We start from the raw sequence: 20,363 nt of genomic DNA on the forward strand, positions 1-20,363 counted from the left end.
TGACATGAGCCTGCTTTCCGTCCGTGACCTTACGGTCAAATTCTCGAACCGCGGCCAGTCCGTCACCGCGCTGAACGGCATTTCCTTCGACATCGCCCGCGGCGAACGCGTGGGCGTGGTGGGCGAATCCGGCGCGGGCAAGTCGATCACCGGCTTTGCCATGATGAACCTGCTGTCCCGCCCCGGCTACATCGACGGCGGGCAAGTCCTGTTCGAAGGCAAGGACGTTCTGAAGATGTCCGCCCGAGAGCAACGATCGTTGCGCGGCAACCGGATGGCGATGATCTTTCAGGACCCGATGGTCACGCTGAACCCGGTGCTGACCATCGGTCAGCAGATGGTCGAGACGCTCCGCGCCCACCGCAAGCTGTCCCACGAAGAGGCCCGCCAGATCGCCACGGTCAAGCTCAAGGAGGTCTACATCCCCTCCCCCGAGGCGCGGCTGGACCAGTATCCGCACGAATTGTCCGGCGGGATGCGCCAGCGGATCGTGATCGCCATGGCGCTGCTGCTCGACCCGCAGCTTATCATCGCGGACGAGCCGACCACCGCGCTTGACGTGACGATCCAGGCCGACATCATGGAACTGCTGCTGGAGATGTGCCGGTCGAACATGGTGGGGCTGATGCTGATCACCCATGACCTCGGCGTCGTATCACAGGTGACGGAACGCACGCTGGTCATGTACGCGGGCCGCATCATCGAGGCGGGCAAGACCCGGTCGATCATCAATGACCCGCAGCACCCCTATACCCAAGGGCTGATCAACGCGCTGCCGCAACAGACCCCGCCGGGATCGCGCCTGAAACAGATCCCCGGCTCCATGCCATCGCTCAACGCCATGCCGTCAGGTTGTCCATTCCACCCGCGCTGCCCGCTGGCCAACGACCTGTGTCGCACGACCATGCCCAAAGTGGTGCAGTACGCCGACGTGGAAGTCGCCTGCCACGAGGTGCAACGCCTGCAATCGGACCTTACATCGGAGGCGGCCCAATGACCCCCAAAGACACCGGCGCCTTGCTGCAAATCCGCAATCTGGAAAAGCGGTTCGACGTGGACAGCGGCTTTCTCGAAAGCCTGAAATTTCGCGGCGGCAAAATCGTGCGCGACACGACCTCCGTGCATGCGGTCAACGACATCTCCTTTGACATCGGTCGGGGCGAGGCCGTCTGCGTCGTGGGTGAATCCGGCTGTGGCAAATCCACCGTCGCGCGCATGGTGGCAAACCTGCTGCAACCGTCTGGCGGCTCCATCACCTATGACGGCCAGCGGATCGACACACTGAAGGGGCGCGATCTGCTGCCCATCCGCAAGAAAATCCAGATGGTGTTTCAGAACCCTTACGCCTCGCTCAACCCCCGCATGACCATCGGTCAAACGCTGGAAGAGCCGACGAAGTATCACAACCCGGACGCCAATGCAGGAGAAGTGCGCGACAAGGTCGCCGCCGTTATGAAATCCGTGGGCGTCGATCCAAACTGGGCGGCGCGCTATTCGCATGAGTTGTCCGGCGGCCAGCGTCAGCGCATTGCCATTGCCCGTGCCTTGACTGTGGACCCGGAGTTCATCGTGGCGGACGAGCCGATCTCGGCGCTGGACGTGTCGATTCAGGCGCAGGTTCTGAACCTCATGCTGGAGATGCAGGAACAGCACGACATCACCTATCTGTTCATCACCCACGATCTGTCCGTGGTGGAGCATTTCGGTACAAAGGTCGTGGTGCTGTACCTCGGCTCCATCTGCGAAGTGGCTGACACCCGCACCCTGTTCGCAGCGCCAAAGCATCCCTACACCAAGGCGCTGCTTTCCGCCGTGCCGCAGCTCAAGGATGACAAGCCGAATCACATTCGCCTCAGGGGTGAGATTCCAACGCCGATCAACCTTCCTTCCGGGTGCCCGTTCCAGACGCGCTGCCCCATGGCCAACGAAAGATGCCGCGTCGAAAAGCCCGCAAGCGTGACGCAACCCGACGGAAGCCTTGTAGCCTGCCACGCGGTCGAAGAGGGTCGAACAGAACCGGGGATCGAGTCGGGTGTAAAGGAGGCCGTCTAAGGTGGAGTTCAACTGGCTCAGGGATTTTATCGCACTCACCGCCACGCAGAGTTTCTCTCGCGCAGCCGAAGAGCGCCATGTCAGCCAGCCTGCCTTCTCACGCCGGATTCGCGCGTTGGAGGCGGCCATTGGCGCGACGCTTATCAACCGCGAAACGCTGCCCCTGTCGCTGACCCCCGCCGGTGAGATTTTTCACGATCAGGCCGTGGCGATGCTTGGCCGGTTGGAAGAAACCATCGAACGCTGTCAGGCGGCAGAGGTGGAGGACGAGAACCTGATCCGCCTTGCCGCGTCCCAGTCGCTGTACACCACCTATCATAGCCGACACATTCAGCCGCACGCAGACACCGGGGCGCTGTCCGTGGACCTTGGCGCGGTGGACTGGCCCGCGGAAAAATTCGCAGCCTCGCTGGTGTCCGGCAGCGTCGATCTTGTGATGGTCTACTGGCACCCGGCGCTGCAATTTCTGCGGCCGCTCGATCAGGGCGGGTTTGAACACATCACGCTGGCAAAGGACCGCTTCAGCCCGGTTTCGAAACCGGATGAGACGGGGCAGCCACAGTTCCGCCTGCCCGGCGAGAAGGCCCGCGCACCGTTGATTTCCTACGGCTCTGCCTCTGTGCTGCGGCCCATCGTCGATGACATCCTGCAACGTCACGAAGGCACCGCCAACACGCTGCTTGTCAGCCAGAATGCGCTGTCCTCTTCGGTCAAGGCGTTGATATCCGAAGGGTTTGGCCTTGGCTGGTTGCCGCGCCGGTTTTGCGCGGCAGAGTTGGAGGCCGGCGCGCTGGTGCCCGCCGGGGATGCGCGGTTCGAGGCCGACATGGAAATCCGCATCTACCGCCGCCGAGACAATCACAAACCAAAACTGGACCACGTCTGGAACGCCCTACGTGCGTCAGGCAATGGACCGGCTTCTGGCGCCACGTCACATGCGAATGTGACGCCGCTACACGCTACGAAAACAGGGAGTTAAAGAATGAAGACAACACGTCTCACACTGGCCGCGCTGATCGGCTCCACCATGTTGACCACCGCGGTCTTTGCCGCCGATGTGCCCGAGGGCACGACGCTGGCCGACGACCAGACCTACACCTACCGGGTGCTGGACGAATACGACAGCCTCGACCCCCAGCTGCTGGAAGGCGTCGACAGCTCCACCGTGGCGCGCGACCTGTTCGAGGGGCTCTACAACCTGGATGCCAAGGGCGACATCGTGCCGGGCGTCGCGCTGAGCCATGAGGTCTCCGACGACAACCTCACCTACACCTTCACCCTGCGCGACGATGCCAAATGGTCCGACGGCAAGCCCGTCACCGCCGGCGACTTCGTCTATGCCTGGAAGCGGGCAGTGGCCCCGGAAACCGCCTCCCCCTATGCGTGGTACATGGAACTCATGTCCATCGACGGCGCGGCTGACATCATCGCAGGCGAGGCTGATCCCGACACGCTCGCGGTCAAGGCGCTGGACGACACCACGCTTGAGGTCACCCTGTCCAAGCCGCTGCCGTATTTTGCCGACATGGTGGCCCACACCACCGTGTTTCCCGCGCCGAAGTGGGCGATCGAGGAGCACGGCCAAAACTGGACCCGTCCCGGCAACATGGTCAGCAATGGCGCCTATGTCCTGACCGAACACGTCCAGAAGGAACGCCTCGTACGTGAGCGCAGCGACACCTACTGGGACAATGACAACACCGTGATCGAAAAGGTCGTTGCGCTGGTCATCGGGGATGAGAACCAGGCCCTGACCCGCTACAAGGCCGGCGAATTGGACAAGACCGACATCCCCGCCGGTCAGTACCCAAATCTGAAAGAAGAGCTGCCCGACGAAGCCTATGCCGTGCCGCGTCTGTGCAACTACTACTTCAGCTTCAACCTGTCCGATCAGGGGCCCGAGGCCTTCAAGGATGAGCGCGTGCGCAAGGCGCTTGCGCTGGCCATCGACCGTGATGTGATCGTGGATGCGGTCCTGAAGGGCGGCCAGTTCCCCGCCTACAACTTCACCCCCGCCGCCACCAATGGCTTTGAGATGCCCGACATCGATTACGCCGATATGACGCAGGCGGAGCGTGACCAGATGGCGATGGATCTGATGAACGAGGCGGGCTACGGCAAGGGCGGAGAGCCGCTGGAATTCTCCTACCTGTACAACACGTCGGAAAGCCACAAGCAGATCGCCATCGTCGCCACCCAGATGTGGAAGCAGAAGCTGGGCGCGCAGGTGACGCTGGACAATCAGGAATGGAAAGTCTTCCTCGAAAACCGCGGCAACCAGAACTATGACATGGCGCGCGGCGCATGGTGTGGCGACTACAACGAAGCCTCCACCTTCCTTGATCTGCTCGCGTCGAGCTCCGGCTACAACGATGCGAAGTACTCCAACGACCGCGTTGATGAGCTGCTGACCGAGGCGAAATCCTCGCATGACACCACGCCGCTTTATACCGAGATCGAACAGATCCTCGCCGAGGACATGCCGGTGATCCCGGTCTACCACTACTCTGTCAACATGTTGCTGAAGGACGACCTGAAGGGCTGGCCGATGGAGAACGTGATGCAAAAAATGTACTCGAAGGACTTCTACAAAGTCGCCGAGTGATACCGGTTGCCGCCCCCTGATGCGCGGGGGCGGCTCCTCCCTGACCGATAGGTTCCCGTCATGCTGCAATACACGTTCCGCCGCACCATTGCGGTGCTGCCGACGATCCTGTGTCTGATCGTCATCTGTTTCTTTTTGATGCGGCTGGCGCCGGGCGGTCCGTTCACATCTGAACGGCCCCTGCCCCCGGCGATCATGGCCAATGTGCTGGAACGCTACGGCCTTGATCAGCCGCTGTATGTGCAGCTTTTCACGTATCTGAAGAACATCTTCTTCAACTTTGATTTTGGCCCCAGCTTTGCGCAGCGGGACCGCGATGTGAACGATATCATCGCCGCGGGTTTCCCGGTGACGCTGACGTACGGCTTCTGGTCTGCGGTGTTCGTCCTTGTGCTGGGGATTCCGCTGGGTGTCATCGCCGCGCTGCGCCAGAACAGTTTCTGGGACTACGTGATGACCGGCTTTGCCATCTTCAGCCAGATCTTCCCGAACTTTGTGCTGGCGCCGCTGATGGTGCTGACCTTCACGCTGGCGCTTGGGCTTCTGCCCGGCGGAGGCTGGAACGGCGGTCAATGGGAATACGTCGTCATGCCCGCCGTGGCTCTTGGCACCTCGTACCTGGCCAACGTCGCCCGCATCACGCGGTCCTCGCTGCTCGAGGTGCTGGGCTCGCCCTACATCCGCACCGCGCGGGCGAAAGGCCTGCCGGAACGCACCATCATGATCCGCCACGCGCTGAAGCCCACGCTGCTGCCGGTGATTTCCTACATGTCGCCTGTGTTCGTCTACATGATCACCGGATCAGTCTTCATCGACGTGTTTTTCAGCACCGGCGGCATCGGGCAAAGCTTTATCGACGCGGCCTACACCCGCGATTACTCGGTCATCCTTGGCCTTGCGATCCTGTATTCCGTGCTGACCTTCGTGCTCAACCTCGCGGTGGATCTGGCCTACGCCGCCATTGACCCCAAAGTCCGGAGTGGCCTGAAATGACCAACACACAGACCACAGACAGCCCCGAAAACCATCCGCGCACCGCCTTTGGCGCGCGCCGCCAGTTTGAACAGGCCGAGCTTGCCGCCGCCGAAGAAATGATCACAAACCGCTCGTTCTGGGCAGACGCGCGGCGGCGGTTTTTCAAGAACCGCATGGCCATGATCGGCTGCGTCTTCCTGCTGGCGATCTTTCTGTTCGCGATCTTTGGCGGGCTGTTCGCGCAGTACAACATCGAGGAAATCGACTGGAGCCTGCTGGGCAACGTCGAAACCGAAGGCGGCCCGCGTCTGGACAACGGCCACTGGTTCGGCGTCGACGAGCTGGGCCGCGACCTTTACGCCCGCGTTGTGCAGGGCACGCGCGTTTCGCTGATGGTGGGGTTCCTCGCCGGGGTGGCGGCGGTTCTGATCGGATCGTGTTTCGGCGCCATCGCCGGGTATTACGGCGGACGCACCGACCAGATCATCATGGCGGCCTACAATATCACCCTGTCGATCCCCTACATCATCTTCTTCGTGGTCTGGCAGGCGTTCTTTGGCCGGTCGGTCACGCAGATGATCCTCGTGATGATCCTCATCAACTGGACCGCCGGGCTGCTGATCACGCGGGGTCAGGTCATGACCCTGAAGAACCGTGAATTTGTCGATGCCGCCCGCATGATGGGACTGTCGGATTTCAAGATCATCGCCCGCCACATCCTGCCCAACATGCTGTGGGTGATCGTGATCTATACCTCCATCACCATCCCCGACGCGATCATGATGGAAAGCCTCGTGAGCTTCCTCGGCGTGGGCATCCAGGAACCGCAGACCTCGTGGGGCGCGCTGATTTCCGAAGGCGCCTCGACCATGACCTACGGCACGCTCTGGCAGCTATTGTTCCCGGCGCTGTTTTTCGCGGTGAACCAGATTTCGCTTTACTACATCGGGGACGGGCTGCGCGACGCGCTGGACCCGAAGGAACGCTAAATGACCCTACTCTCCGTTGAAAACCTCTCGATCCAGTTCGAGACACCCGATGGTCTGGTCCATGCTGTCAACGACGTGTCGTTTCAGATTGGCCGGGGCGAGACGCAGGCGCTGGTGGGCGAGTCCGGCTCCGGCAAGTCACAGATCGCCCTGTCGATCCTTGGGCTGCTGGCAAAGAACGCCCGCACCTCGGGCAAGATCCTGTACAACGGGCGCGACCTGCTGGCCATGACGACGCGCGAGCTGAACAAGATCCGGGCCAAGGAGATCGCCATGATCTTTCAGGACCCGATGAGCTCTCTCAACCCTTACATGACCATTGAACGGCAGCTGAACGAAAGCCTCGAGCTGCACGAAGGACTGAAAGGCGACGCCGCCCGCCAGCGTGTCATCGAGGTCATGGATGCCGTCCAGATCCCCGATGCCAAGAACCGGCTGCGCAGCTATCCGCACGAGTTTTCCGGCGGGATGCGCCAACGGATCGTGATCGCCATGGCGCTGCTGTGTAACCCCAAGTTGATCCTTGCGGATGAGCCGACGACCGCGCTTGACGTGACGGTGCAGGCGCAGATCATGCGGCTGCTCGAAGACATCCGGCGCGATTTTGACACGTCCATCCTGTTGATCACCCATGATCTTGGCGTGGTGGCCGGGGCCTGTGAAGACACGCTGGTGCTGTATTCCGGCAAGGTGATGGAGCGCGCAGGAACCCGCGCGCTGTTCGCTGAACCGCAACACCCTTACACGCGCGGCCTGCTGCGCGCCGTGCCAAACATCCATGACGACGACGGCGAGCTGCACGCCATTCCCGGCCAGCCGCCCAATACGATGCGCGCGCTGACGGGCTGTCCCTTTGCGCCGCGTTGCGTCGATGCGGTGGACGCCTGTTTTGCCACCGTCCCTGAGCTGACCGGCGAGACGCGTCAACGCGCCTGCATCCGCCCGGTGGAGGAGCTGACATGACCTTGCTCTCTGTGCGCGACCTGCACGTCGATTTCACCATCACCAACTCCGCGCCCTGGCCGTGGCAGACCCCGGACAAGGTGCGCGCCGTCAACGGTGTCACCTTTGATCTGGCGGCGGGCAAGACGCTTGGCATCGTCGGGGAATCCGGCTGTGGCAAATCCACCCTCATTCGCGCTATCGCCGGTCTGGCCACGCCGACCGGCGGCACCGTGCATCTGGACGGCAAGCAGGTGAATTACCTCGACCGCCGCAATGTGCTCGATCTGCGGCGCAATGTGCAGATGATCTTTCAGGACCCGGTGGCCTCGCTCAACCCGCGCATGACCGTGCAGCAAACCATCGAAGAGCCGATCCGCCAGTTCTTTCCGAAACGCTCTGCCGCCGATCGCAAGGCCCGCGTGACCGAGCTGCTGGATCGCGTCGGCATCCCGCAGCGCAACGCCAACCGCTATCCGCACGAGTTCTCCGGCGGGCAATGCCAGCGGATCGGCATCGCCCGTGCGCTGGCCGCGGAGCCGCGCCTGCTGCTGTGTGACGAACCTGTCTCAGCGCTTGATGTCTCCATCCAGGCGCAGGTGATGAACCTCTTGCGCGACCTGCAACGCGAAATGAACCTGACGCTGATCTTTGTCGCGCATGACATTGGCATCGTGCGCCATATCTCCGACGACGTGCTGGTGATGTACCTTGGCGGCATGATGGAGCTGGGACGCGCCCGCGATGTTGTCCGCAACGCCCGGCATCCGTACACGCAGGCGCTGCTGTCGGCGGTGCCTGTACCCGACCCGGACGTGAAGGTGATTCCCCAAATTCTCACCGGCGATCTGCCCTCTCCGCTGAATCTGCCGAAGGGCTGCTTCTTTCAGGGGCGTTGTCCGCACGCCGTCGCGGCCTGTGGCGACGCCCGTCCGGCGCTTCGCGACATAAACGGCGCGCAGGTGGCGTGCATCCGTGCTGAAGAAGTCGTTGCAACCTAATCATTTCGGGGCTGGATTTTCGATTTTGGATATGTATGTTCAGGCTGTTCTCAGGGCGGGGTGAAATTCCCCACCGGCGGTGATAGCCCGCGAGCGCTTCGATCCACACAGGATCGGGGGTCAAGCAGATCCGGTGGAACTCCGGGGCCGACGGTTAAAGTCCGGATGGAAGAGACGCGACGGACGGCGGGTTTACCCCTGTCGTGCGGCCGGAAGCCTTGGGACCTTTTGTATCTAACGGAGGGTTCCGACATGACCGACTACAGCACCAAACGCATCGCATTCATCCGTGCCAGCTGGCACGCCGATATCGTTCACCGCGCGCACGACGGGTTCCTCGCCGAGGCGAAGACCAATCTGCCCGGCGCGAAAGTGGACGCCTACGACGTGCCCGGCGCGTTCGAAATGCCCCTGCTGGCCAAGCGTCTCGCCCAGACCGGCAAGTATGACGCCGTGGTCGCCGCCGCCTTTGTCGTCGATGGCGGGATCTACCGTCACGATTTCGTCGCCGATGCCGTGGTCAAAGGTCTGATGGACGCGCAGATGACTACCGATGTGCCGGTCTTTTCTGTCTCGCTGACGCCGCACAACTATCAGGAAACCGAGCTGCTCACCACGTTCTACCGCGAGCATTTTGTCACCAAAGGGGCCGAGGCAGCCAATGCCGTGCGCGGCGTCTTTGACATTGCCCTGCCCGGTCCCGACCTCGCCGTGGTCAACGGGTGATCCAATGGGCCCCCGGTGCCGCTGGGGGCTTGTCTTTCCCGTCTCGGGGTGGCGCGTTTGCGGTTTGGCACAACGCGCTGACCTGATCGTACAGACGGATTTGCGCGCCGGGCGCCTGTTCCAGCGCGAACACCACCATGATGTGTCCTTGGCAGTGTGACACGCAGCCGTGGATTTGCTGCAACTGCGGCACTGGCGCGGTGCGTGTCAGCAGCCGCGCTTTCACTTGGGTCCCAAGCACGGAAATTCCGACATCCGGGAAATCGAGAAAGACGCCCGTCAACGGGTACCACATCTTGTAGAACGCTTCTTTCGCCGCGAAGATGAGCGTGGGGTCGGCGCCGTCCGGATCATCGCCTGGGCCATAGATCGTGTCGCGCAGGCCATCCGGCACCGCACCTTGCGGCTCGATATCCACGCCGATTGACCGCAGGGCGGACGTCTTGCCCACCATCACCGTGCAAAGCCGGTCGCTGTGGCTGATCGATCCGCAGAAACCGGCTGGCCAGATCGGAGATCTGTCGGGGTGACGCCCCACAAACGGGTCAGAGCAGCCCATATGACACAGCGCATTTTCGGCCAGACTGCGCCCGGTCAGAAATTCGTGGCGCCGCTTTTCCACGCCCGAGACATCGTAGCGGTCCATGTCCGGGGCAAAACTGGCGCGGATCGGCCCGACGCGGCAACTGGCCTCTGCTGTGTTAGACGAAATATCCATGTCGCATATTAGAACCCGGAGAGAGCCGCGCGCAAGCCGGCCCGCCTGACAGGGGGTGCCCCAAGACGCAGCGTGGCGCTCAAGGTTATACGCACCCATGAGGCACCTCCAAGCGCCCCAAGCCCTGCCCTCGGTGCCGGTCGCGGGGCATCCGCGTGGCGAAACGCGCGGCGTCGTACAAGGATTGCGCGCTGCGGACATGGAGCTGCGCCAGCGTGCGACCAACCTCCGATTGCGCCGCCGGTCCGCATCCTGTAAGCCCGCGCGCAACCGGTCGCAGCCCACCCGGTCAACAAAACAAGGGATACACATGAAAACGCTCGTTATCTGCTCCGGCGGATTGGACTCTGTCTCGCTGGCACATATTACCGCAAAGACCCGCGCTCTGACCCGGCTGGTGTCGTTCAATTACGGCCAGCGGCATCTGAAAGAACTGGACTTCGCCGCAGAGGCCGCCGCGCGTCTGGATGTGCCGCATCACATCATTGACCTGCGCCCTGTTGGCGCGGCGCTCACAGGATCTGCCTTGACCGATGACATCGACGTGCCCGACGGACACTACGCCGAGGACACGATGAAGATCACGGTCGTTCCAAACCGCAACGCCATCATGCTGAGCGTCGCCTATGGCATCGCGGCCGCAAAGGGCGATCAGGCGGTGGCGACGGCCGTGCATGGCGGCGATCACTTTATTTACCCCGACTGCCGCCCCGCGTTCACCGAAGCCTTTGATACCATGCAAAAAGCGGCGCTGGATGGCTATGCCGATGTCTCGCTTTGGACACCTTTCGTGCGTCGGTCCAAGGCCGATATCGTCACCGACGGTGCAGCCCACGGCACGCCGTTCGACCGCACATGGTCCTGCTACAAGGGCGGCGCGCAACACTGTGGACGCTGTGGCACCTGCGTCGAACGCCGTGAGGCATTCGACCTTGCGGGCGTCGAAGACCCGACCATCTACGCCGACCCGGATTTCTGGCGCGCCGCCGTCGCACAGCACGGAGCGGCCTGATGTTTCGCATTTCCAAGGAGTTTCACTTCTCCGCCTCGCACCGGCTGGAGCATCTTCCCGACGATCACCAATGCGCCCGTCTGCATGGCCACAACTATGTCGTCGTGGTGGAGCTTGCGTCAAAAACTCTCAACAGCGACGGTTTCGTCCGTGATTATCACGCGCTGATGCCGCTGAAGGAATACATCGACGGGCAGTTCGACCACCGTCATCTGAACGACGTGATGGACGTGCCTTCCACCGCCGAGAACATGGCGAAACACTTCTTTGACTGGTGCCGCGCCCGCTGGCCCGAGGTCACGGCGGTGAAAATCTCGGAGACGCCAAAAACATGGGCGGAGTATCGGCCATGACACGGGACCGCCCCTTGCGCATCGCCGAGATCTTTGGCCCCACCATTCAGGGCGAAGGTGCGTTGATCGGCGAGCCGACGGTCTTTGTCCGCGCAGGCGGGTGTGACTATCGCTGCGTCTGGTGCGATTCCATGCACGCCGTCGACAGCGCCCATCGTAACGAATGGGCCGCGATGGAGGCCGCGCAGATCATGGACGAGGTGCGTCACCTGTCCGGTGGCCAGCCGCTGACGGTGTCAATCTCTGGCGGCAATCCGGCCATCCAGGACTTTGGCCCGGTGATCGAGATGGGCCGCGCCGAGGGCTATCGCTTTGCCTGCGAGACGCAAGGATCGGTGCCGCAAGACTGGTTCGCGCGCCTCGACACCCTGGTGCTCAGCCCCAAGCCGCCGTCAAGCGGAGAGACGGTGGATTGGGAGCGTTTTGCCGACTGCGTCAGGGCGGGCGCACCGGCCAAGACCGTGATGAAGATCGTGATTTTCGACAACGCCGACTACGCTTGGGCGCAGGAGGCTGCCGCCCGTCACCCTGACCTGCCGCTGTATCTGCAACCGGGCAACCCGGAGGTCGATCCGGACGTGGCCGTCAGCCTGGAGGCCACGACCGCTCGTCTGCGCTGGCTGGTGGACAAGGCCACCGCCGACCGTTGGTTCGCCCCCCGTATCCTGCCGCAGCTTCACGTGCTCCTGTGGGGCAACTTGCGCGGCGTCTGAAAGGAACTTTCATGTCCGATATTTACAAGGATCTTACGCAGCTCGGCGGTGCGACCGCCCTGCCCGCCTCGCCCGAAGCGGCAGAGCTGGAGCGCGTGCAAAACCCACAGGCGGACGTGGACTATAACGTCCGCTTTACCGCGCCGGAGTTCACCTCGCTCTGCCCGATGACCGGACAGCCCGACTTTGCCCATATCGTGATTGACTATGTGCCCGGCGAATGGCTGGTAGAGTCGAAGTCGCTGAAGCTGTTTCTGGGATCTTTTCGCAATCATGGCGCGTTTCATGAGGATTGCACCGTGTCGATCGGACGGCGGTTGGTCGACTTCCTCGACCCGCGCTGGCTGCGGATCGGCGGCTACTGGTATCCGCGCGGTGGCATTCCCATCGATGTCTTCTGGCAGACCGGGCCACTGCCCGAGAGCGTCTGGATTCCCGATCAGGGTGTCCCTCCCTACCGCGGCCGCGGCTGAGTTAAAGGAATACCGACATGAATATCCATGCCTCTACCATCACCCAGACATTGGCCGAGCACTACGATCTCTCCCCAAATCTCGCGCTGGCCGAAGAGATGAAAGACACCTACGCCCGTATGGCGCGCGTCGTCTCCCCCGCCGACTGGGCGATGCATGCCCCCTACGTGAAGGCGATCAACGAGCTGAAGGCCAAGCGCAACGCCGTGATCCTTGGGCACAATTACATGACGCCGGACATTTACCACGGCGTGTCCGATTTCGTCGGCGACAGCCTGCAACTGGCGATCAAGGCCGCCGAGGTGGAGGCCGACGTGATCGTGCAGGCGGGCGTGCACTTCATGGCGGAGACGTCGAAAATCCTCAGCCCCGACAAGATCGTGTTGATGCCTGATATGCAGGCCGGGTGTTCGCTGGCTGAATCCATCACTGCCGAGGGCATCGAGGAGATGCGCGCAAAATATCCCGGCGCGCCGGTCGTCAGCTATGTGAACACCACCGCCGAGGTGAAGGCCGCGTCGGATATCTGCTGCACCTCGTCAAACGCGCTCAAGATCGTGAATGCGATGGAGCAGGATACGGTGATCATGACGCCGGATCAGTACCTCGCGCAGAACGTGGCGAATGAAAGCCACAAGAACATCGTCTACTGGCCCGGCTCCTGCATCGTGCACGAACAGTTCACGCCACAAGATCTGCGCGATTACCGCGCCTACAATCCCGGCGTTCGGCTGATCGCGCACCCCGAATGCCCGCCGGACGTGGTGGCAGAGGCGGATTTCAGCGGCTCCACCAGCGGGATCCTGAAATACGTCACCGATGAAAAGCCGGAAAAGGCGCTGCTGATCACCGAATGCTCCATGGCGTCGAACATCTCTGACCAGTTGCCGGAGGTCGAGTTTGTCGGGCCGTGCAACATGTGCCCCTACATGCGAAAGATCACGCTGGAGAACATCCTTTGGGTGCTGCATTCGATGGAAAACCAGGTTGAGGTCGACGCAGCGATCGCGGCGAAGGCACGCCTGTCGGTGCAGCGCATGATCGACCTGTCCAAAAAGCTGGGTCTGTGATGCAGGAGGTTACCACCTCCCGCGTGGTGATCGTCGGCGCGGGACTGGGCGCGCTGTATGCCGCGCTGGAATTGGCACCGCGTCCGGTGGTTCTGATCTCTCCAGAGCCGTTGGGCGAAGGCGCGAGTTCCGCATGGGCGCAGGGCGGTGTCGCGGCGGCGATGGATGACAGAGACACTGCCGCCGCCCACGCCCGTGACACGGTAAAGGCCGGGGCAGGCACGGTGGACGCCGAGGTCGCAGATCTGGTCACGCGGGATGCGCGCGACTTCATCCTCGACCTGACTGCAAAGGGCACGCCCTTTGATCGCGGTCCCGACGGCGGCTATGTGCTGTCACGTGAGGCGGCGCACAGCTTTGCCCGTGTGGTGCGGGTGAAGGGCGATCAGGCCGGTGCGCAGATCATGGCCACGCTGATCGACGTGGCGCGGCGAACGCCCTCAATCCAGGTGCTCGAAGGGGTCATGGCTATCGGGCTGGAGACCTCTCCCGATGGGCGGGTCGAAGGTCTGGTGGTCCAGTCCGCCTCCGACACCGGGTCCGATCCGGTCATGCTGCGCGGCGCCGCGGTGCTGCTTGCGGGCGGCGGGTCTGGGGGCCTGTATGCCGTGACGACGAATCCGCCGCGCATTCGCGGGCAAGTGATCGGATTGGCCGCGCGGGCGGGGGCTGTGATCGCCGATGCGGAATTCGTCCAGTTCCACCCCACCGCCATCGACGTGGGCGAAGATCCCGCGCCGCTTGCCACCGAAGCCTTGCGCGGAGAGGGCGCGGTTCTGTTGAACCGTCAGGGTCAGCGGTTCATGACTCATGTTCACCCCGATGCCGAGCTGGCGCCGCGCGACGTGGTGGCCCGCGCGATCTATGCGCAGACGCAGGCGGGCAATCGCCCCGTACTGGACACGCGCGACGCTCTCGGGGCGCGGATCCTGACGCAATACCCAGCGGTTGCCATAGCCTGCACCCGAAACGGCATCGACCCGGCGACCCAGCCGATCCCCGTGGCGGCCGCCGCGCATTACCATATGGGCGGCATCGCCACGAACACCGAGGGGCGCGCGTCGTTGAAGGGCCTTTGGGTCTGTGGCGAGGCGTCCTCCACCGGGTTGCACGGCGCGAACCGGCTGGCATCAAACGGATTGTTGGAGGCGCTGGTGTTTGCCCGCATCTGCGCCCAAGGCATCGCAGCAGAGGTCCCGGAGGCAGACGCCCCGCCAGTCGTGCTGGAGCTTTCCGGGTCCAGCGTCCAGCCCGACGCAGAGGCCGTGCGCCAGCTTCGCGAGACCATGACCACCGGTGTCGGAGTCGTGCGCGATGCCAGCGGTCTGTCCCGCGCGCTGCGCACCATCGCCGCGTTGGAGCAAGCGCATGGCGACAACCCCTCTTTCATGAACATGTGTGCCACCGCCACGCTGATCGCTGCCGCGGCCCTCCTGCGTGAAGAAAGCCGCGGCGCGCATGAGCGCTCGGACTTCCCGACCCCGCACGCGGGTCCGGGCGAACGTTCTTTCCTGACTTTGGAGGCCGCACTGACTTTGCGCGCCCGTATTTGCGAGACCTCAGAATGACCACGACCCTCCCTGATCTGATCCTTGAACCCATGGTGAAAAATGCCCTGCTCGAAGACCTCGGCAGCTATGGCGACATCACCACGCGCACCGTCGTCCCGGCTGGCGTGACGTACACCGCAAGGCTGAACGCACGGGCAGAGGCGGTTGTCTCCGGGATGCAGGTGGCCCGGCTGGCGTTTCACTTGGTGGACCCCGCGCTGGATGTCCAGATCAATGCGCCCGACGGCACGCGCTGCGCCCCCGGTGATACGCTGATGACCATCACGGGCGCCGCCCAGTCGATCCTGACCGGCGAGCGTGTGGCGCTGAACTTTGCGGGCAGGCTTGCGGGCATCGCGACCAAGACCGCCAGTTTTGTCGCGCAGACCCGTGGCACCCAGGCCCGCATCACCTGCACCCGAAAGACCACGCCGGGCCTGCGCATTGTCGAAAAGCTCGCCGTGCTGCACGGAGGAGGGTTCAACCACCGCTATTCGCTGTCGGACGCGATCCTGATCAAGGACAACCACATCGCCGCCGCGGGCGGCGTGCGGGCCGTGCTGGAAGCGGTAAAGGCGCAGGCCAGCCACATGATGGCGGTGGAAATCGAGGTCGATACGCTGGATCAGCTGGCCGAGGTGTTGTCGGTCGGTGGCGCGTCGGTTGTTTTGCTGGACAATATGGACAACGATATGCTGCGCGAGGCTGTGGCGATGGTCGACGGCCGCATCACCACCGAGGCCAGCGGCAATGTCCATCTCGACCGCGTGGCCTCTATCGCGGCGACCGGGGTAGATTATATCTCTGCCGGGGCGCTGACCCATTCGGCGCAGACTGTGGATTTCGGGCTGGATTTCTGAGCCTCGGCGATTGAAGTTCCCCCCGATCCACGGCAAGGGCTGCACCAGTTAGCCGGCTGTCGCCTTGGGACGGGATGGGGCGCATTCTGCCCTCTGCGCCGGATCGAATTTTGGCAAGAACAGGCTTTGAGACAGGCAACGGACACTGGCCATGTACATCCGCTTTGACACTGGCCCGGAGGGGCGCGCAGCCTGCTTTGACATGCCGCGCCACCTCATCGAGGCTTGGACGGCTGACGATGTCCCGGCGGCTTTTGCGGCTTTGGATCAGGCGCAGGCCGATGGGTTCTGGCTGGCAGGGTATGCAAGCTATGAGCTGGGCTATGCGCTGGAACCCCGGCTTTTGGCGCTGATGCCAGAGGGGCGGCGGCAGCCACTGGTGTCCTTTGGCGTTTACGAAGGTCCGCGCGAGGCCGACGCTTTGTCCGGCGGGGCGTTCAAGCTTGGCGCGTTTGAGCCCGACTGGGACGCGGCGCGCTATGGGCAGGCCTTTGAAGAGGTGCACGCCCGGATCGGCGCTGGCGACATCTACCAAGCCAATCTGACCATGCCGTTGCGAGCGTCTTTTGAAGGTGATCCGCAAGGGCTATACGCCGCGCTGGCCGCCCGGCAGCCCGTCAGCCAAGGTGCCCTGATCCTGCCCGCGACAGGGCCGGTTGTGCTGTCACGCTCGCCCGAGGTGTTCTTTTCCGTCGATGCCGAGGGCTGCATCGCCACCCGCCCGATGAAAGGCACCGCGCCGCGGGGCACCACGGCGGCTCAGGATGCGGCGCTGCGCGATGCGCTGACGCGGGATGAGAAGACCCTCGCCGAAAACCTGATGATCGTCGATTTGCTGCGCAACGATCTGTCCCGGCTGGCTATGCCCGGATCGGTACGGGTGCCCGAATTGTTCAAGGTCGAAACCTACGAGACCCTGCACCAGCTGGTCAGCCAGATCGAGGCACGGCTGGCGCCGGGCACCACTCTGACGCAGATCTTTACCGCGCTGTTCCCCTGCGGGTCGATCACCGGCGCGCCCAAGATCCGCGCGATGGAGGTCATTCGCGCACTGGAGCAGCGGCCCCGCGACGCCTATTGCGGCGCCATCGGCTGGGCCGCGCCGGACGGGCGGGCGCGGTTCAACGTGGCGATCCGCACGCTGATTGTGGAGGCTGACGAGGCCGTGTTGAATGTGGGCGGCGGTCTTGTGTGGGACAGCCGCGCAGAAAGTGAATACGAGGAAGCCCTGTGGAAAAGCCGTTTCGCCACGTTCCAGACGGAACGCGCCTGATCGAGACTATGCTCTGGCAGCCGGGGCTTGGCGTGGCCTTGGCGGCGCGACACCGTGATCGGCTTTGCCTGTCGGCGCGGCGGCTGGGCTTTGACTTTGATCCGTCAACGTTTGATCGTGCCTTAAACGAGGTCTCTGGCGATGCGCCGCGACGGTTGCGGCTGACGCTGGATGCTTCGGGCGTGGTGGAAATGACCTGTGCGCCCGCGCCCCCCCCGGCAATGCTGTGGCATGTGGCGATTGCACCGCACCGGCTGGCGTCGGATGATCCGTGGCTGCGGGTGAAATCCACCCGGCGCGCGATCTATGATGCCGCGCGCGCGGATCTGCCAGACGGGGTGGATGAGCTGATATTCCTTAACGAAAATGGCCATCTCGCCGAGGGCACCATCTGCAACGTTCTGGTAGAGCATGACGACGGATGGGTCACACCGCCCCTGACGGACGGCGCGTTGCCCGGTGTCACGCGGGCGGAGTTGCTGGCGCGCGGCGAGGTCCGCGTCGCCAGCGTCACGCTGAAACAGTTGACCGCCGCGCCGCGCCTGCGCCTGTGCAATGCATTGCGCGGCCAGATCGAAGCGCGACTGGTGCCTTATGTCTCCGAGGACGCCACGCAGTCGGCGAAATAAAGCGTCTCACCATTCGGGCGTTTTTCGACCACCAGACCATGAATGTCGGTCTCGAACCCCGGACATTCCCGCGCGAAATCACGGTTGAAGCGCAGGTATTCCACGATCTTGGCGTTGAACACCTCTCCCGGAACCAAGAGCGGAATGCCCGGTGGGTAGGGCGTGACCAACGAGGTGGTGATGCGCCCTTCGAGATCGTCAATGGCCACCCGCTCCGTCTTGCGCCGTGCGATCTGAGCGTAGGCATCCGAGGGTGTCATCGCAGGGTGGTGGTCGCTCAGGTAGATCTCGGTGGACAGCCGAGCGACGTCGTATTTGGCATACATCTCATGCACGTGCTGGCAGAGGTCCTTCAGCCCCATGGTTTCATACCGCGCTTGTGCCGCGCAGAACTCCGGCATGACGCGCCACAGCGGGTTGTTGCGGTCGTAATCATCCTTAAACTGCTGCAACGCCGCCAGAAGCGTGTTCCACCGCCCCTTGGTGATGCCGATGGTGAACATGATGAAGAAGGAATAGAGCCCGGTCTTTTCTACCACGACGCCATGTTCAGCGAGATATTTCGACACGATGGAAGCAGGAATGCCGCTGTCGTCAAAATGCCCCTCGATGTCCAGCCCCGGCGTGATGATCGTCGCCTTGATCGGGTCCAGCATGTTGAAATCACGGGCCATGTCGCCAAACCCGTGCCAGCTGTCCTTGCCGCCGGGTTCCATGCCGTCGCTGTCGGTCCGCTTGAGCTGCCAGTCCTTGGCCGCGCCCATGCCGTCCTCTGTCTCGTCGAAATCTTCCGGGCCCCAGACCTTGAACCACCAGTCCTGATCGTACTCCTTGCCGACCTTCTTCATGGCGCGGCGGAATTCGAGGCTTTCGACGATGCTTTCCTCGACCAGCGCCGTGCCGCCCGGAGGCTCCATCATCGCCGCCGCCACATCGCACGACGCGATGATGGAATACTGCGGCGAGGTGGAAGTGTGCATCAGGTAAGCTTCGTTGAACAGATGCCGGTCGAGTTTGGTTTCCTCGGAATCCTGCACCAGAACGTGGCTTGCCTGAGAGATCCCGGCGAGCAGCTTGTGCACCGATTGCGTCACATAGGTCACGGACTTCTTGGTCCGCCCGCGCTTGCGACCCATGGCGTGATAGGTGCCGTAGAAGGGGTGGAAGGCCGCGTGCGGCAGCCACGCCTCATCGAAATGCAGGTTCTCTATCCAGCCATCGAGCGCCCCCTTGATGGCTTCGGTGTTGTAGAGCACGCCGTCGTAGGTGGATTGCGTCACCGTCATGATGCGCGGCTGTACCTTGTCGTGGTCGTAATCCTTGAGCAGCGGGTTGGCGGCGATTTTCGCCTTGATCGACTCCGGCTCGAATTCGGACCGCTGGATCGGGCCGATGATGCCCCAATGGTTGCGTGTGGGTTTGAGGAAAACCGGGATCGCCCCGCACATGATGATCGAATGCAGGATTGATTTATGACAGTTGCGGTCCACAACGACCACATCACCGGGGGCGACGGTGTGGTGCCAGACCATCTTGTTCGAGGTGCTGGTGCCGTTGGTCACAAAGAAACAGTGGTCGGCGTTGAAAATACGCGCGGCGTTCTTTTCGGATTCGCCAATCGCGCCGTTGTGGTCGAGCAGCTGGCCCAGTTCCTCCACCGCGTTGCACACGTCGGCGCGCAGCATGTTTTCACCGTAGAACTGGTGATACATCTGCCCGATGGGCGATTTCAAAAAGGCGACGCCGCCAGAGTGGCCCGGACAGTGCCACGAATACGATCCGTCCTCGGCATAATCCAACAGCGCCTTGAAGAACGGCGGCTGGATGTATTCCAGATAGCTTTTCGCCTCGCGGATGATGTGTTTGGCGACAAATTCCGGCGTATCCTCGAACATATGGATAAAGCCGTGCAGCTCCCGCAGGATGTCGTTGGGCAGGTGGCGCGATGTCTTTGTCTCGCCGTGCAGAAAGATCGGCACATCGGCGTTCTTCCAGCGCAGTTCTTCGATGAAGTTGCGCAGGTTCACCACGGCTGGGTCCAGGTCGGGACCTTGCGAGAATTCCTCGTCGTCGATCGACAGAACAAAGGCCGAGGCGCGGCTTTGCTGTTGGGCAAATTGCGACAGATCGCCGTAGGAGGTCGCCCCGAGCACCTCAAAGCCTTCGGCTTCGATGGCCTGCGCAAGCGCACGGATGCCAAGGCCGGAGGTGTTCTCGGAACGGAAATCCTCGTCGATGATGACGATGGGAAAGCGGAATTTCATGGCTGTCTCCTTGGGGGACGCGCGGTGTCTGACACTCGTTCTTTCGTTCTACACTCAGCGCGTCAAGGCATTGCGTGCTAACCATTGCGTCAAGCCAACGCACATGCAAAGCACTTCATTGCCCATGTGGCCTGCGCCCTCTTGGCACGACGCGCGAC

At 62.7% G+C, this 20,363-nt stretch carries 20 protein-coding genes and 1 riboswitch; of the genes, 18 read left to right on the top strand and 2 right to left on the bottom strand.

Translation table 11 applies throughout. The features are described 5' to 3' along the window. Window positions 1-4: 4 nt before the first annotated feature. From J4E08_RS13725 to J4E08_RS13765, 9 genes are all read left to right on the top strand, one after another. The gene (locus J4E08_RS13725) at window positions 5-997 is read left to right on the top strand and encodes an ABC transporter ATP-binding protein (RefSeq protein ID WP_183968485.1); all 993 of its coding nucleotides are present in this window, start codon (window positions 5-7) and stop codon (window positions 995-997) included. Next, complete coding sequence (locus J4E08_RS13730) at window positions 994-2,052, top strand: ABC transporter ATP-binding protein (RefSeq protein ID WP_349538983.1); 1,059 nt, start codon at window positions 994-996, stop codon at window positions 2,050-2,052. Before J4E08_RS13725 ends, J4E08_RS13730 begins: the two co-directional genes overlap by 4 nt. 1 nt (window position 2,053) lies before the next feature. Further along, window positions 2,054-3,031 carry a LysR family transcriptional regulator gene (locus J4E08_RS13735; RefSeq protein WP_349538984.1) on the top strand — a complete coding sequence of 326 codons (978 nt, stop codon included), beginning with the start codon at window positions 2,054-2,056 and terminating at the stop codon, window positions 3,029-3,031. A 3-nt stretch (window positions 3,032-3,034) separates the two neighbouring features. Beyond that, window positions 3,035-4,657: a peptide ABC transporter substrate-binding protein gene (locus tag J4E08_RS13740; protein WP_349538985.1), complete on the top strand. Its 1,623-nt coding sequence runs from the start codon at window positions 3,035-3,037 to the stop codon at window positions 4,655-4,657. Window positions 4,658-4,717: 60 nt separating this feature from the next. Then, window positions 4,718-5,650, top strand: coding sequence for an ABC transporter permease subunit (locus J4E08_RS13745; protein WP_183968493.1), 933 nt, complete (start codon window positions 4,718-4,720; stop codon window positions 5,648-5,650). Next, a complete protein-coding gene (locus tag J4E08_RS13750) occupies window positions 5,647-6,621 on the top strand; it encodes an ABC transporter permease (protein ID WP_246429422.1) in 975 nt (324 codons plus the stop codon). Before J4E08_RS13745 ends, J4E08_RS13750 begins: the two co-directional genes overlap by 4 nt. Next, window positions 6,622-7,584: an ABC transporter ATP-binding protein gene (locus J4E08_RS13755; RefSeq protein WP_349538986.1), complete on the top strand. Its 963-nt coding sequence runs from the start codon at window positions 6,622-6,624 to the stop codon at window positions 7,582-7,584. It begins immediately after the preceding gene. After that, window positions 7,581-8,564: an ABC transporter ATP-binding protein gene (locus J4E08_RS13760; RefSeq protein ID WP_349538987.1), complete on the top strand. Its 984-nt coding sequence runs from the start codon at window positions 7,581-7,583 to the stop codon at window positions 8,562-8,564. The genes J4E08_RS13755 and J4E08_RS13760 overlap by 4 nt, the downstream gene beginning before the upstream one ends. 42 nt (window positions 8,565-8,606) lie before the next feature. Then, window positions 8,607-8,745, top strand: a riboswitch (FMN riboswitch). A 71-nt stretch (window positions 8,746-8,816) separates the two neighbouring features. Then, window positions 8,817-9,290 carry a 6,7-dimethyl-8-ribityllumazine synthase gene (locus J4E08_RS13765; protein ID WP_349538988.1) on the top strand — a complete coding sequence of 158 codons (474 nt, stop codon included), beginning with the start codon at window positions 8,817-8,819 and terminating at the stop codon, window positions 9,288-9,290. On the opposite strand, the gene J4E08_RS13770 is transcribed toward J4E08_RS13765, so the two are convergent. Next, the gene (locus J4E08_RS13770) at window positions 9,280-10,008 is read right to left on the bottom strand and encodes a 4'-phosphopantetheinyl transferase family protein (protein WP_349538989.1); all 729 of its coding nucleotides are present in this window, start codon (window positions 10,006-10,008) and stop codon (window positions 9,280-9,282) included. The genes J4E08_RS13765 and J4E08_RS13770 overlap by 11 nt on opposite strands. A gap of 310 nt (window positions 10,009-10,318) precedes the next feature. Between J4E08_RS13770 and queC the strand changes: the two genes are divergently transcribed. The 9 genes from queC (at window position 10,319) to J4E08_RS13815 (ending at window position 17,941) form a co-directional block, all read left to right on the top strand. Further along, window positions 10,319-11,020, top strand: coding sequence for a 7-cyano-7-deazaguanine synthase QueC (gene queC / locus J4E08_RS13775; RefSeq protein ID WP_349538990.1), 702 nt, complete (start codon window positions 10,319-10,321; stop codon window positions 11,018-11,020). Next, window positions 11,020-11,373: a 6-carboxytetrahydropterin synthase QueD gene (gene queD, locus J4E08_RS13780; RefSeq protein ID WP_349538991.1), complete on the top strand. Its 354-nt coding sequence runs from the start codon at window positions 11,020-11,022 to the stop codon at window positions 11,371-11,373. Before queC ends, queD begins: the two co-directional genes overlap by 1 nt. Further along, a complete protein-coding gene (gene queE, locus J4E08_RS13785; protein WP_349538992.1) occupies window positions 11,370-12,086 on the top strand; it encodes a 7-carboxy-7-deazaguanine synthase QueE in 717 nt (238 codons plus the stop codon). Before queD ends, queE begins: the two co-directional genes overlap by 4 nt. An 11-nt stretch (window positions 12,087-12,097) precedes the next feature. Beyond that, entirely contained in the window at window positions 12,098-12,559 is a 462-nt protein-coding gene (gene queF / locus J4E08_RS13790) for a preQ(1) synthase (RefSeq protein WP_183968507.1), read from the top strand. Between the two features lie 17 nt (window positions 12,560-12,576). After that, on the top strand, window positions 12,577-13,629 hold the full coding sequence (gene nadA / locus J4E08_RS13795; protein WP_349538993.1) for a quinolinate synthase NadA: 1,053 nt from the start codon (window positions 12,577-12,579) through the stop codon (window positions 13,627-13,629). Next, window positions 13,629-15,197: an L-aspartate oxidase gene (locus J4E08_RS13800; RefSeq protein ID WP_349538994.1), complete on the top strand. Its 1,569-nt coding sequence runs from the start codon at window positions 13,629-13,631 to the stop codon at window positions 15,195-15,197. The genes nadA and J4E08_RS13800 overlap by 1 nt, the downstream gene beginning before the upstream one ends. Then, window positions 15,194-16,039, top strand: a complete 846-nt coding sequence (gene nadC, locus J4E08_RS13805; protein ID WP_349538995.1) for a carboxylating nicotinate-nucleotide diphosphorylase — start codon at window positions 15,194-15,196, stop codon at window positions 16,037-16,039. The genes J4E08_RS13800 and nadC overlap by 4 nt, the downstream gene beginning before the upstream one ends. Window positions 16,040-16,190: 151 nt before the next feature. Further along, a complete protein-coding gene (locus J4E08_RS13810) occupies window positions 16,191-17,312 on the top strand; it encodes an aminodeoxychorismate synthase component I (protein WP_349538996.1) in 1,122 nt (373 codons plus the stop codon). After that, window positions 17,270-17,941, top strand: a complete 672-nt coding sequence (locus J4E08_RS13815; RefSeq protein WP_349538997.1) for an aminotransferase class IV family protein — start codon at window positions 17,270-17,272, stop codon at window positions 17,939-17,941. The genes J4E08_RS13810 and J4E08_RS13815 overlap by 43 nt, the downstream gene beginning before the upstream one ends. Here J4E08_RS13815 and J4E08_RS13820 read toward each other — a convergent pair. Further along, window positions 17,905-20,205, bottom strand: a complete 2,301-nt coding sequence (locus tag J4E08_RS13820) for an arginine/lysine/ornithine decarboxylase (protein ID WP_183968518.1) — start codon at window positions 20,203-20,205, stop codon at window positions 17,905-17,907. The two genes, J4E08_RS13815 and J4E08_RS13820, sit on opposite strands and share 37 nt — an antisense overlap. Between the last annotated feature and the right edge of the window lie 158 nt (window positions 20,206-20,363).

This window comes from Sagittula sp. NFXS13, assembly GCF_040148795.1.
Lineage (GTDB): Bacteria > Pseudomonadota > Alphaproteobacteria > Rhodobacterales > Rhodobacteraceae > Sagittula > Sagittula marina.

Bases quoted from the DNA above. Each gene is read 5' to 3' on its own strand.
- J4E08_RS13770 (WP_349538989.1), bottom strand. From the start codon at position 10,008: ATGGATATTTCGTCTAACACAGCAGAGGCCAGTTGCCGCGTCGGGCCG.
- J4E08_RS13745 (WP_183968493.1), top strand. From the start codon at position 4,718: ATGCTGCAATACACGTTCCGCCGCACCATTGCGGTGCTGCCGACGATC.
- J4E08_RS13740 (WP_349538985.1), top strand. From the start codon at position 3,035: ATGAAGACAACACGTCTCACACTGGCCGCGCTGATCGGCTCCACCATG.
- J4E08_RS13800 (WP_349538994.1), top strand. From the start codon at position 13,629: ATGCAGGAGGTTACCACCTCCCGCGTGGTGATCGTCGGCGCGGGACTG.
- nadA (WP_349538993.1), top strand. From the start codon at position 12,577: ATGAATATCCATGCCTCTACCATCACCCAGACATTGGCCGAGCACTAC.
- J4E08_RS13810 (WP_349538996.1), top strand. From the start codon at position 16,191: ATGTACATCCGCTTTGACACTGGCCCGGAGGGGCGCGCAGCCTGCTTT.
- J4E08_RS13820 (WP_183968518.1), bottom strand. From the start codon at position 20,205: ATGAAATTCCGCTTTCCCATCGTCATCATCGACGAGGATTTCCGTTCC.
- J4E08_RS13730 (WP_349538983.1), top strand. From the start codon at position 994: ATGACCCCCAAAGACACCGGCGCCTTGCTGCAAATCCGCAATCTGGAA.
- J4E08_RS13760 (WP_349538987.1), top strand. From the start codon at position 7,581: ATGACCTTGCTCTCTGTGCGCGACCTGCACGTCGATTTCACCATCACC.
- queD (WP_349538991.1), top strand. From the start codon at position 11,020: ATGTTTCGCATTTCCAAGGAGTTTCACTTCTCCGCCTCGCACCGGCTG.
- queE (WP_349538992.1), top strand. From the start codon at position 11,370: ATGACACGGGACCGCCCCTTGCGCATCGCCGAGATCTTTGGCCCCACC.
- queF (WP_183968507.1), top strand. From the start codon at position 12,098: ATGTCCGATATTTACAAGGATCTTACGCAGCTCGGCGGTGCGACCGCC.
- J4E08_RS13755 (WP_349538986.1), top strand. From the start codon at position 6,622: ATGACCCTACTCTCCGTTGAAAACCTCTCGATCCAGTTCGAGACACCC.
- J4E08_RS13765 (WP_349538988.1), top strand. From the start codon at position 8,817: ATGACCGACTACAGCACCAAACGCATCGCATTCATCCGTGCCAGCTGG.
- J4E08_RS13750 (WP_246429422.1), top strand. From the start codon at position 5,647: ATGACCAACACACAGACCACAGACAGCCCCGAAAACCATCCGCGCACC.
- J4E08_RS13725 (WP_183968485.1), top strand. From the start codon at position 5: ATGAGCCTGCTTTCCGTCCGTGACCTTACGGTCAAATTCTCGAACCGC.
- queC (WP_349538990.1), top strand. From the start codon at position 10,319: ATGAAAACGCTCGTTATCTGCTCCGGCGGATTGGACTCTGTCTCGCTG.
- nadC (WP_349538995.1), top strand. From the start codon at position 15,194: ATGACCACGACCCTCCCTGATCTGATCCTTGAACCCATGGTGAAAAAT.